Here is a 13,458-nt window from a genome sequence, read left to right as displayed (position 1 = left end):
CGTGGATATGTCACAGTTATCTCCACGCCGCCCCTACCTGCTGCGTGCATTCTATGAGTGGCTGCTCGACAACCAGTTAACACCCCACCTGGTGGTGGACGTTACGCTGGATGGCGTTCAGGTACCGATGGAATATGCGCGTGACGGGCAGATCGTACTGAATATTGCGCCGCGCGCGGTGGGTAACCTTGAGCTGGCGAATGACGAAGTGCGCTTTAATGCGCGCTTTGGTGGCGTTCCGCGTCAGGTATCCGTTCCGCTGGCGGCCGTGCTGGCTATCTATGCCCGTGAAAACGGTGCCGGCACCATGTTTGAGCCGGAAGCGGCTTACGACGACGAGATGACGAGCCTGAACGACGACGACTCCGCTGCGGCCGAGCCGGAAACCGTGATGTCCGTTATCGACGGCGACAAGCCGGATCATGAAGACGGCGACGACTCGCCAGATGACGATCCGCCGCCGCGCGGTGGGCGCCCGGCGCTTCGCGTCGTTAAGTAACGCGACCAAAAGTAAAGCCGGCTGGGAAACCAGCCGGCTTTTTTACGTCTGATGCCAGACCGGGCGCAGAGTACGCCGCCCGGTTACTATCGATTACCAGCGGTGATTCAGCAGAACATGGCCCGACCAGGACGACCAGTTGTTTTCTCCCCATTCACCCACGGCACGCAGCGACACGGTTGTCGTCGGGTTCAGGTTGCCGGTAATACCGGTTTCAGCCTGATAGCGGTTGTCCGGGACGCCAGAGTCCAGCGTCTCATCGTTAAAGTTCATATCGCTCTGACCGTTGCCGCTTAACCAGTGGGCACCCACAAACGGCTGCCAGTTCTCCACGTTGGTCTGATCAACATAGCCTACGCGCATACCGAGTCGGGTAGTCAGCGAATCATATTCTGAAGTGGTGATGCGGGTACCGTTATATTCAACATGATCGTTCTGATCGAGGTTGTTGTAGATAGCTTGCACCTGAGGCTCGAATTTAAAGGTGCGAGCGCTGTCGGACGGCAGGAGCCAGGCATGCCCGACTTCTACAGACGCCGCTACGCCCTGGCTGCTGTATTGCTCGTCTGGCATGTCGTCGCCGATAACCTGATTGTCGAACCAGTGATAGGCCAGCCAGGTATCAATATAGCCGCCGAGGCGTTTGTTCTGATCCTGCTGCCAGGTCGCGTACAGCCCGACATTGTAGCCCTCAACGTTACCGGAAGAGGTGCGCGGGTTGTTTTTAGCATCGGCATAAGTATCGCTGTGGCCGACGCCCAGCATAAAACCGCTGTGCAGCGTGCCGTTGGAGAGGTAGCCGGTCCAGACGTCGCTACCCAGCTGCAGCACGGTGGAGGAGATGCTGTAATCAAGGTTGTCATACGCCATCGTACCGTCAGAGTATTGGCCTTTGACGTACATCCAGGTATTGAGATCGTCCTCGTCGCGCAGCATAACCTGATCACGATCGTCACGTTTGTGCTGGAACATCTGCTGAGCCGCGACGTAGTTCGCCATATAGACGCCCGCTTCCGGACGGTAAATATCCGGCGTGTCATCTCCTCCGTTATCTGGCTCCTTCGTCTCTGATTCCAGATACCAGTTGCCGTCAGTATGCTGGTTCAGGTTGTACTCCCACATGCCCGCCACGACCGGCTTATCGAGCGTGAATGTCGCTGCGGACGTGCCGCCGACATCAATCAGCACGATGCCGTTGAGCGTCTGCGCACCCATGCCGCCAACGTTTGCAACGGTGAGGGAGGATTCACCTGCGCTGTTGCCCGTGATGGTCAGATGATCGGTAACCGAGTTGTCATCGCCGGCCACGGTATTCATCACCACATTACTGCCCTGTACCCCGGTGTAATCGCCGTTGATAACGAACTCATTGCCCGCGGTTTCACTGGCGAGCAGCAGTGTTCCCTGGTTATTAACATTGCCGTTGATGGTGTCGCCGGTTGCTGTCGCGGTTGCCATCACGCTGTTACCGCTCACTGCATTCCATGCCGCCAGGATACCGCCGCTGGCGATATCTATATTGCTGTTTACCGTGCCAGCAGAAGCCAGAGTGGCACCGCTGTTGATGGTTACCGTGCCACTGCTGCCCGTTGCGCCCAGGGTTGCGCCTTCGGCAATCAGCGTGGTGCCGGCCTTGAGTTCAGTATTGCCGGTGTAGCTGTTGTTGCCGCTCAGCGTCAGGGTGTTGGCATCCTGCTTGATCAGCTCCCCGGTACCAGTAATAGCATTAGCCCAGGTAAAGTCTTCAGCCTGATTGAAAATCAGCGTACCGTTGTTCTCAACATCGCCTTCCAGGGATGCATTGCTGCCGCTGCCGGTACCCAGCTGCAGGGACGCTCCGCTGTCTATCAGGCTGCCGCCCTGGTTGGCTACGTCGCCGCCCAGCGTCAGCGCACCGGTTTTCACATACAGGCTGTTTTTATCGGTGCCGATAAGATCGATATCGCCGGTGAGGGTCCACGCCTCGCCATCCATGGTTAACGATTTGAAGCCATCCTGACCTTTAGTAACGCCGATAAAGTCTGCCTCTTCATTACCGGTGCCATTTAAGGTAATGGTGTTATTAACGGAGCCGGTGGAGGTGACATCGCCCTGTAAATCAGATCCGGTATTCAGGACCAGGGAGTTAGTACCTGTGCCGGTAAAGGTGATGGCATTATCTTTACCGGAAATAGTGCCGCTATTAATAATGGTGGCATTTTTATCATTTATGACATTAATACCTGTCGTTCCACCTGAGATGGTTCCGATATTTTCCAGCGTAAACATCTCTGACTTTTGATCGTTAATATTGATCTGCATTGCATCGGCATTTTCGCTGGAAATAGTGCCGTTGTTTTCGATGCGGGTAATACTTTTACCTTTAACTTCTGAACCGATGTCAGTACCTTCGGTGGCAATTTTTACGCCTTCATTAATGATGTATTCGCTGTCACCACTGAAGGTGTAGGTATCTACCGTGTCTTCACTGATGGTGGTGGTGGCATTAACCATCACTGGCGTTAATAATAACGCTATCGGGAAGATCGTTCCCATAACGCGAGTGATATTATTTTTCCTGAATGTTCTGGATTTATTCATAATTACATCCCATATAATAATGAGTAAACAAGTTATCCTTCTAAAGGCCGAAAAGTGTATGCGCTTTTTTTTCTATTGTGAAGGTAGGAAGAATCTCTATCTTCAGGAGGTAAAATATATATCCGCCTTTCGTGTATTCTTATTTTTTATAATATGCTTTAGGATGATGGCTTGAAGGAGGGCAGGGGAGAATTATCTTTTTAGATTATTTATGCAGGACACAGAGAGCGCAAAAATAAAAAAAGGGAGGCATAGCGCCTCCCTGACAGATAACCTGCTTCTACACTTCGAGATAGTTCATAATGCCGTCTGCCGCTTTACGTCCTTCGGCAATCGCGGTGACCACCAGATCCGAGCCGCGTACGATATCGCCGCCGGCAAAGATTTTCGGATTGCTGGTCTGGAACGGATTATCGTGGCCTTCCGGCGCGATGATACGCCCCTGAGAGTCCAGCTCCACGCTGTGCTTCGCCAGCCACTCCATGCTGTGCGGGCGGAAGCCAAACGCCATCACCACCGCATCGGCAGGCACCACGTGCTCTGAGCCAGGCACAATCTGCGCCCGACGACGACCCTGCTCATCCGGCGCGCCCATCTCGGTACGCACCATTTTCAGGCCGCTGACATTGCCGTTCGCGTTGATCTCAATGCCCAGCGGCTGCACGTTGAACTGGAATTCCACGCCCTCTTCACGCGCGTTTTTCACTTCCCGGCGTGAGCCCGGCATGTTCTCTTCGTCACGACGATAGGCGCAGGTGACATGTTTCGCCCCCTGGCGTACCGAGGTACGCACGCAGTCCATCGCCGTATCCCCGCCGCCGAGCACGATAACGCGCTTGCCTTCCATATTGACGAAAGGCTGGGCGCTGTCCTCGCTAAAGCCCATGATCTGACGGGTGTTAGCAATCAGGAACGGCAGTGCTTCGTACACGCCCGGCGCGTCTTCATTTTCCAGCCCGCCACGCATCGACTGATAGGTGCCGACGCCGAGGAAGACCGCGTCATACTCTTTCAGCAAATCATCAAGCTGTACGTCACGACCCACCTCGGTATTAAGATGGAACTCAATGCCCATGCCGGTGAAGATTTCGCGGCGGCGCGTCATCACCTCTTTCTCCAGCTTGAAGGCCGGAATGCCGAAGGTCAGCAGACCGCCGATCTCCGGGTTGCGATCATAGACCACCGCTTTAACGCCGTTGCGGGTTAACACGTCGGCACAGCCCAGACCCGCCGGACCAGCACCGATGATCGCCACGCGTTTGCCGGTCTGCTTCACCCCGGTGAGATCCGGACGCCAGCCCATCTCAAAGGCTTTATCGTTGATATAGCGCTCGATATTACCGATGGTCACCGCACCGAACTCATCGTTCAGGGTACAGGAGCCTTCGCACAGGCGGTCCTGCGGACAGACGCGCCCGCATACTTCCGGCAGGGTGTTGGTCTGGTGCGACAGCTCGGCCGCTTCGATGATGCGCCCCTCTTCGGCCAGCTTCAGCCAGTTCGGGATGTAGTTATGCACCGGACACTTCCATTCACAGTACGGGTTACCACAGGCGAGGCAGCGATCGGCCTGCGCTTTCGCCTGGCTTTCTGAGAACGGCTCGTAGATTTCAACAAATTCAATTTTACGGATCTTGAGCGGCTTCTTCGGAGGATCAACACGCTGTAAATCAATAAACTGGTATACGTTCTGACTCATATCGACCTCTTACTGCGCCTGCACCCGCAGCTCGGCTGCGGAACGACTACGGTGACCCAACAATGCTTTGACATCACTGGACTTCGGTTTAACCAGTGCAAATTTGGTGGAGAACGCCGGCCAGTTCGCCAGGATCTCTTCCCCGCGCTGCGAGCCGGTGTGCTGCACATGCTCGGTAATCAGGCCGCGCAGGTGCTCTTCGTGGATCGCCAGATCGTCAACGCTCAGCACTTCCACCAGCTCCGGGTTCACGCGTTTACGGAATTCGCCGTCTTCGTCCAGCACGTAGGCGAAGCCGCCGGTCATGCCCGCGCCGAAGTTAACCCCGGTTTTGCCGAGAATACAGACGATACCGCCGGTCATGTATTCACAGCCGTTATCACCGATACCTTCCACCACAGTGATCGCCCCGGAGTTACGCACCCCGAAACGCTCACCGGCACGGCCCGCAGCATACAGACGGCCACCGGTTGCGCCATACAGGCAGGTGTTACCGATGATGCTCGCCTCATGGCTGCGGAACGCGGAACCTACCGGCGGACGAATCGCCAGCAGACCACCCGCCATGCCTTTACCCACATAGTCGTTGGCATCGCCGGTCAGGTGCAGCTCCACGCCGCCTGCGTTCCACACGCCGAAGCTCTGGCCTGCGGTACCGCTGAAGTGCGCTTTAATCGGGTCGGAGGCCAGCCCCTGATCGCCGTGGGTCTGGGCAATATAGCCAGAGAGTGAAGCACCCACTGAGCGGTCGGTATTGCGGATATCAAACCAGAAGGTCTTGCTCTGGCGTTCGTCCACATAAGGTTTCGCCTGGTTCAGCAACTGACCGTTCAGCACACCGTTATCGAACGGCGGGTTATGTTCGGTGCAGTACAGCGCTTTACCCGGATGCGGCTCGGCGGTTTCCAGCAGGCGTGACAGATCCAGCTTCTGCTGCTTCGCGGTATAACCGTCCAGCGCTTTCAGCAGGTCGGTGCGACCGATGAGATCCACGAGACGCGTCACGCCAAGCTGCGCCATCAGCTCGCGGGTTTCACGGGCGATAAATTCAAAGTAGTTGGTCACTTTGAACGGCAGGCCGTGATAGTGGTTCTTACGCAGCTTGTCATCCTGAGTCGCCACGCCGGTGGCACAGTTGTTCAGGTGGCAAATACGCAGGTATTTACAGCCCAGGGCCACCATCGGCCCGGTGCCGAAGCCAAAGCTTTCCGCGCCGAGAATCGCCGCTTTGATGATGTCGAGGCCAGTTTTCAGGCCGCCATCCACCTGCAGACGGATCTTGTGGCGCAGGCCGTTAGATACCAGCGCCTGCTGGGTTTCCACCAGGCCAAGCTCCCACGGGCAGCCGGCGTACTTCACCGACGAGAGCGGGCTTGCACCGGTGCCGCCGTCGTAGCCGGCAATGGTGATCAGGTCCGCATAGGCTTTCGCCACGCCGGTAGCAATGGTGCCGACGCCTGGTTCGGAAACCAGCTTCACGGAGATCATCGCCTTCGGGTTGACCTGTTTCAGGTCAAAAATCAGCTGCGCCAGATCCTCAATTGAGTAGATGTCATGGTGCGGCGGCGGGGAGATAAGCGTCACGCCCGGCACCGAGTAGCGCAGTTTCGCGATGTACGGGGTAACCTTGTCGCCCGGCAGCTGACCGCCTTCGCCCGGTTTCGCCCCCTGGGCGACTTTAATCTGGATCACGTCAGCGTTAACCAGATACGCCGGGGTGACGCCGAAGCGACCCGAGGCAACCTGTTTGATGCGCGAAACTTTGTTGGTGCCGTAACGCGCCGGATCTTCGCCGCCTTCGCCAGAGTTGGAGTTGCCGCCGATGCTGTTCATCGCTTCGGCCAGCGCCTCGTGGGCTTCCGGGCTTAATGCGCCGATGGACATCGCGGCGGTGTCAAAGCGTTTGAACAGCTCGCTTGCTGGTTCCACGTTGTCGATGCTCACGGACTCGCCCTGCGGGGCCAGCGCCAGCAAATCGCGCAGCGTGGCCGCCGGACGTTCGTTCACCAGCTTTGCGTACTGCTGATAATCGCTGTATTCACCGCTCTGTACCGCCTGTTGCAGGGTGCGCACCACGTCCGGGTTATAAGCGTGGTATTCGCCGCCGTGCACGTACTTCAGCAGGCCGCCCTGGTCGAGGGATTTACGTACCAGCCAGGCGCGTTTCGACAGGTTCAGCAGATCCTGCTGGAAGTCGGCAAAGCCCGCGCCGCCGATACGGCTGACCACGCCCTGGAAGCAGAGCGACGACACCTCATCGTGCAGGCCCACCGCTTCGAACAGCTTCGAGCAGCGGTAAGAGGCGATGGTCGAAATGCCCATTTTGGACATGATCTTGTACAGGCCTTTGTTGATGCCGTTACGGTAGTTCAGCATCACGGTGCGGTAGTTCTTCTCGATCGCTGCGGTATCCACCAGCTTCGCCAGCGTTTCGTAGGCGAGATACGGGTAGATGGCCGTTGCGCCGAAGCCCAGCAGCACGGCAAAGTGGTGCGGGTCGCGGGCGCTGGCGGTTTCAACAATGATGTTGGCGTCGCAGCGCAGGTTCTTCTCAACCAGACGAGTCTGGATAGCGCCCACCGCCATCGGCGCCGGTACCGGCAGACGGTCCTTGCCGATGTTACGGTCGGAGAGCACCAGCAGTACGGTGCCGTTACGCACCATCTGCTCGGCGCGATCGCACAGCGCGTTAACCACCGCTTCAAGCGAGGTTTCATTCACGTCGAAGGTGATATCGAGCGTGTCGGCGCGATAGTGCTCCTCTTCCATCGTGGTGAGCTGTTTGAAATCGGAGTAGAGCAGGATCGGCGACTTGAAGCTCAGACGGTGCGCCTGGCCTTCAGCTTCGCAGAACACGTTCATCTCGCGACCAATGCTGGTGGCCAGCGACATAACGTGCGCTTCGCGCAGCGGATCGATCGGCGGGTTGGTGACCTGCGCGAACTGCTGGCGGAAATAGTCATAGATAATGCGCGGCTGGCTGGAGAGCACGGCAAACGGGGTATCGTCACCCATGGAGCCGACCGCTTCCTGGCCGTTCTCGCCCAGCACGCGGATCACGGAGTCCAGCTCTTCGTTGCTGTAGTTGAACTGCTTCTGATAGCTAGCCAGCAGATCGTCGTCCAGCTCGCGCGCGCCGACCTGCTCGTCCGGCAGATCTTCAAACGGCACCAGGCGGCGCACGTTCTTCTCCATCCACTCTTTATACGGGTGGCGGATTTTCAGGTCGTAGTCGGTTTCCGCCGAGTGCAGAATGCGCCCGACGCGGGTGTCGATCACCATCAGCTCGCCCGGTCCGACGCGGCCTTTTTCGACCACTTCGTCCGGCTGATAATCCCAGATGCCCACTTCGGAAGCACAGGTGATGAGCTTGTCTTTGGTAATGACGTAGCGCGCCGGCCGCAGGCCGTTACGGTCGAGGTTACAGGCGGCGAAACGACCATCGGACATTACGATGCCTGCCGGGCCGTCCCACGGCTCCATGTGCATGGAGTTAAAGTCGAAGAAGGCGCGCAGGTCGGGGTCCATGTCCGGGTTGTTCTGCCAGGCTGGCGGCACTAAAAGACGCATGGCACGCACGATGTCCATGCCGCCTGCCAGCAGCAGCTCCAGCATGTTATCCATTGAGCTGGAGTCAGAGCCGGTTTCGTTGACGAACGGCGCGGCGTCATGGAGATCCGGGATCAGCGGGGTCTGGAACTTGTAGGTACGCGCGCGCGCCCACTGGCGGTTACCGGTGATGGTATTGATCTCACCATTGTGGGCCAGATAGCGGAACGGCTGCGCCAGCGGCCAGCGCGGCACGGTGTTGGTGGAGAAGCGCTGGTGGAACAGGCAGATGGCCGATTCCAGACGCAGATCCGCAAGGTCCAGGTAGAAGCGCGGCAGATCCGCCGGCATACACAGACCTTTATAGATGTTGACGAGGTTCGACAGGCTGCAGACGTAGAAGTCTTTATCATCCTGGATACGCTTTTCGATACGGCGGCGGGCAATAAACAGACGGCGCTCCATATCGCGCGGACGCCAGCCAGCCGGGGCGTTAACGAAGATTTGCTCAATGCGCGGCATGGAGGAGAGGGCGATCTCGCCCAGCACGCCGTCGTTGGTCGGCACGTCACGCCAGCCGACGATAGACAGCGTTTCACGCTGCAGCTCTTCTTCCACAATGCGGCGGGAGGCCTGCGCCTTCTCGACATCCTGGCTTAAGAAAATCATGCCGACGGCGTAATTTTTTGCCAGCCGCCAGCCGCGCTCTTCGGCAACGAAGCGGAAGAAACGGTCCGGTTTTTGCAGCAGCAGGCCGCAACCATCGCCGGTTTTACCGTCGGCAAGGATTGCGCCACGGTGCTGCATACGAGCCAGTGCGTGAATGGCGGTTCGCACTACCTTGTGGCTAGGTTCGCCTTCTATGTGGGCGATCAGGCCGAAACCACAGTTATCCCTCTCAAGAGATTTATCGTACAACATATCAGTGAACCTCCCCAGGCTCTGCGGACCCCTTCGTTACCGATTGCGCACAGGCGTAATGAGGGCAAGGCGACGATATTAAGTGAGGCGGTTAACCTCATCTGTCGCCCTCTCTTTATCCTTTTCGCATCGGTACACAAGTGTTGAGGACTTGCTTTAAGAGGGAATCTCTATAACTGCATAAATATGATGAGCAGAACGCTCATCCAGAAAGCTTCCAGCGGATTTCCAACTTATCGGGAATCCGGATTCAGGTCAAATGGCATTCTTATTTATACAAAATTGTGCTAATGAGCGCTTAACCTAATGATATACAGGGTTATTTAACCTTTTTTACATTCAAAAAGCGCAGCGTATCAGGCCTGAGGAGTGTGATCTGTCTCACTATCGATAAGCGGTAAAAAGCGCAAACCATAGCGTCACTGGCGCGACTACCAGCATAAAATGCCAATAATGCTCAGCTCCACGCAGCATGCCACTGTTTTTTTCGCTGTGTCATATTCCTTAAATAATGAGCAATGTTATAAGCAAAAGTAATCACATTGCGAATGCGTGAAATTTCGCTTTTAATGAATGATTATTCAACAGGTAAAGCGTATCCAGGGCGTTTGATCCATGTCATCGCCGGAATACGTTTAAAATGGCAGGCTTGGCCTTTTTCTCAGGCCGGTCACTCAGATTATGCAGTTACAGAAATTAGTCAATATGTTTGGTGGGGATCTTGCCCGTCGCCATGGGCAAAAGGTTCACAAGCTTACCCTGCACGGCGGCTTCAGCTGTCCGAACCGGGACGGCACCCTCGGACGCGGCGGCTGCACCTTCTGTAACGTCGCCTCGTTTGCTGATGAAGCGCAGCAGCACCTTTCTGTCTCAGAACAGCTAACGCACCAGGCGCAAAGGGTCAACCGCGCCTCGCGCTATCTCGCCTATTTTCAGGCCTATACCAGCACCTGGGCTGAAGTGCAGCTGCTGCGCAGTATGTACCAGCAGGCGGCGAGCCAGGCAAACGTAGTAGGGCTGTGCGTGGGCACCCGTCCGGACTGCGTGCCGGAGAGCGTACTGGATCTGCTGGCCGGCTATCGCGAGCAAGGGCTGGAGATATGGCTGGAGCTGGGCCTGCAAAGCGCCCACGATGTCACGCTGCGCCGCATCAACCGCGGTCACGATGTGGCCTGCTATCTGGAAACCACTCGCCGCGCCAGGGCGCGCGGCCTGAAAGTCTGCTGCCACCTTATTGTGGGCTTGCCGGGGGAGGGAATGACGGAAAATCGCGTGACGCTCGATCGCGTTGTGGAGAGCGGGACGGAAGGTATCAAACTGCATCCGCTGCATATCGTAACCGGCAGCACCATGGCAAAGGCGTGGCAGGCCGGGCGGCTTAACGCCATCGCGCTGGAAACGTACACGGCCATTGCCGGGGAGATGATCCGCCATACGCCGCCAGAGGTGGTTTTCCATCGTGTGTCCGCCAGCGCCCGTCGGCCAACATTACTCGCGCCGCTGTGGTGTGAGAACCGCTGGACCGGCATGGTGGAGATCGATCGCTATCTTACTCAGCATGGCGGCCAGGGCAGCGCCATCGGGCGAGCCTGGCACGCGCCGGAAGATATTGTCTGTTCCACCGCTGCAGCCATTGCCCGCTAAACCCCGGCGCGTGCCGCACTTTTTTCGCGCTATCATCAACCTGGCGGCGCGAATTGAGTATGATGGCGCAAAGCGTGCAAAGGAAAGAGACATGAAGCAGATCCGAATGTTGGCGCAGTACTATGTTGATTTGATGATGAAACTGGGGCTGGTGCGGTTTTCCATGCTGCTGGCCCTGGCGCTCGTGGTACTGGCGATCGTGGTGCAGATGGCGGTCACGATGGTGCTGCATGGCCAGGTGGAAAGCATCGATGTGATCCGCTCCATCTTCTTTGGTCTGCTGATCACCCCCTGGGCGGTCTATTTTCTTTCGGTGGTAGTCGAACAGCTGGAAGAGTCGCGCCAGCGGCTGTCGAAGCTGGTGGAGAAGCTGGAGGAGATGCGCGAGCGCGATCTTAAACTGAATGTTCAGCTTAAGAACAACATCGCCCAGCTTAATCAGGAGATCGCCGATCGTGAAAAGGCTGAGGCCGAACGTCAGGCGACCTTTGAGCAGCTGAAAATCGAAATGAAAGAGCGTGAGGTGACCCAGCTTCAGCTTGAGCAGCAATCCTCTTTTCTACGCTCCTTCCTCGACGCCTCGCCCGACCTGGTTTTCTATCGTAACGAAGATAAAGAGTTTTCCGGCTGCAACCGCGCCGTGGAGCTGCTGACCGGTAAAAGCGAGAAGCAGCTGATCGGTCTGAAGCCGCATGATGTCTATAGCGCTGACGCGGCCGAGAAAGTGCTGGAAACCGATGAGAAAGTGTTCCGCCACAACGTGTCGCTGACCTATGAACAGTGGCTCGACTACCCGGACGGGCGCAAAGCCTGCTTTGAGATCCGCAAAGTGCCGTACTACGACCGCGTCGGTAAACGTCACGGCCTGATGGGCTTTGGCCGCGACATCACCGAGCGTAAGCGCTATCAGGATGCGCTGGAGAGCGCCAGCCGCGATAAGACCACCTTCATCTCTACCATCAGCCATGAACTGCGCACGCCGCTCAACGGCATCGTTGGCCTGAGCCGCATTCTGCTGGATACCGACCTGACGGCCGAGCAGGAGAAATACCTGAAGACAATCCACGTCTCAGCGGTAACGCTGGGTAATATCTTCAACGATATTATCGACATGGACAAAATTGAGCGGCGTAAAGTGCAGCTCGACAACCAGCCGGTAGACTTCACCAGCTTCCTTGCCGATCTGGAAAACCTTGCCGGGCTGCAGGCCCAGCAAAAAGGGCTACGCTTTGTCATGGAACCCGCGCTGCCGCTGCCGCACATGGTGAAAACCGACGGTACGCGCCTGCGCCAGATCCTGTGGAACCTCATCAGCAACGCGGTGAAATTTACCCAGGAAGGGCAGGTTACGGTGCGGATTGCCTATGAGAAAGGCACCATGCTGCGCTTCGAGGTGGAGGACTCCGGTATCGGCATTCCGCAGGAGGAGCAGGACAAGATTTTTGCTATGTACTATCAGGTGAAGGACAGCAACGGCGGCAAGCCGGCCACCGGGACCGGTATTGGTCTGGCGGTATCGCGTCGGCTGGCGAAAAGCATGGGCGGAGATATTACCGTCGACAGCCAGCCGGGCCGCGGCTCGATCTTCACCCTGACGATACAGGCACCGCGCGTCGCGGAAGAGGTGGAAAACACGCTGGATGAGGACGATATGCCGCTGCCGGCGCTGCACGTGCTGCTGGTAGAAGATATCGAGCTCAACGTGATTGTTGCCCGTTCGGTGCTGGAAAAACTGGGTAACAGCGTGGACGTAGCGATGACCGGCAGCGCGGCGCTGGAGATGTTCAGCCCCGGCGAATATGACCTGGTGCTGCTTGATATTCAGCTGCCGGATATGACCGGGCTGGATATTTCGCGCGAGTTAAACCAGCGCTACGGCAAAGACGAACTGCCACCGCTGGTAGCGCTGACCGCCAACGTGCTGAAAGACAAGAAAGAGTATCTGGACGCCGGGATGGACGACGTGCTGAGCAAGCCGCTGGCGGTGCCGGCGCTGGCTGCCACCATCAAAAAATTCTGGGACGTCCGGGATGACGAGCAGGAGGATACGATGCAGCAGGATCACGATAAGCAGCAGAGTCTGTTTGATATACCGATGCTTGAGCAGTATATCGAACTGGTTGGCCCGAAACTGATCACCGACGGGCTGGCGGTGTTTGAGAAGATGATGCCGGGTTATCTGGAGGTGCTGGAGTCCAACTTTACCGCCCGGGATCAGAAAGGCATCGTTGAAGAAGGACATAAAATTAAAGGTGCCGCCGGCTCGGTCGGCCTGCGCCATCTTCAGCAGCTGGCGCAGCAAATTCAGTCCCCGGATTTACCGGCGTGGTGGGATAACGTTGGTGAATGGATTGAGGAGCTGAAACAGGAGTGGCAACACGAGGTGTCAGCGCTGAAAACCTGGGTGGAGAAGACCCATAAAAAATGACCCCGGCTAAACCGGGGTGCGCGAATACTGCGCCAACACCAGGGAAATCGTGGCTTCGCCATTTGGATAGTGATTGTCAGCCCGGCGCGGCCAGTGGTATCTCGTGGGTCGCACATAAGATAGCAAAACTCACATGTT

Annotated in this window: 6 protein-coding genes; 3 read left to right on the top strand and 3 right to left on the bottom strand. The window is 57.0% G+C overall.

The genetic code is table 11. The features are described 5' to 3' along the window. Window position 1: 1 nt before the first annotated feature. The gene (sspB, locus tag ET34_RS0102255) at window positions 2–499 is read left to right on the top strand and encodes a ClpXP protease specificity-enhancing factor (RefSeq protein WP_031519089.1); all 498 of its coding nucleotides are present in this window, start codon (window positions 2–4) and stop codon (window positions 497–499) included. A 93-nt stretch (window positions 500–592) separates the two neighbouring features. On the opposite strand, the gene ET34_RS0102250 is transcribed toward sspB, so the two are convergent. From ET34_RS0102250 to gltB, 3 genes are all read right to left on the bottom strand, one after another. Next, the gene (locus ET34_RS0102250) at window positions 593–3,079 is read right to left on the bottom strand and encodes an autotransporter family protein (RefSeq protein ID WP_072001941.1); all 2,487 of its coding nucleotides are present in this window, start codon (window positions 3,077–3,079) and stop codon (window positions 593–595) included. Window positions 3,080–3,359: 280 nt separating this feature from the next. Then, window positions 3,360–4,778, bottom strand: a complete 1,419-nt coding sequence (locus ET34_RS0102240) for a glutamate synthase small subunit (RefSeq protein WP_031519085.1) — start codon at window positions 4,776–4,778, stop codon at window positions 3,360–3,362. 9 nt (window positions 4,779–4,787) lie between these two features. Next, a complete protein-coding gene (gene gltB / locus ET34_RS0102235) occupies window positions 4,788–9,248 on the bottom strand; it encodes a glutamate synthase large subunit (RefSeq protein WP_072001940.1) in 4,461 nt (1,486 codons plus the stop codon). Between the two features lie 681 nt (window positions 9,249–9,929). On the opposite strand from gltB, the gene mnmL reads away from it, so the two are divergent. Further along, window positions 9,930–10,892, top strand: a complete 963-nt coding sequence (gene mnmL, locus ET34_RS0102230; protein WP_051640439.1) for a tRNA modification radical SAM protein MnmL/YtqA — start codon at window positions 9,930–9,932, stop codon at window positions 10,890–10,892. Window positions 10,893–10,983: 91 nt separating this feature from the next. Next, the gene (gene arcB, locus ET34_RS0102225) at window positions 10,984–13,320 is read left to right on the top strand and encodes an aerobic respiration two-component sensor histidine kinase ArcB (protein ID WP_031519081.1); all 2,337 of its coding nucleotides are present in this window, start codon (window positions 10,984–10,986) and stop codon (window positions 13,318–13,320) included. Window positions 13,321–13,458 lie beyond the last annotated feature (138 nt).

This window comes from Siccibacter colletis (assembly GCF_000696575.1).
Lineage (GTDB): Bacteria > Pseudomonadota > Gammaproteobacteria > Enterobacterales > Enterobacteriaceae > Siccibacter > Siccibacter colletis.
Note: the sequence above shows the minus strand (reverse complement) of the source record. Positions and strands in the feature narration are given on the sequence as shown.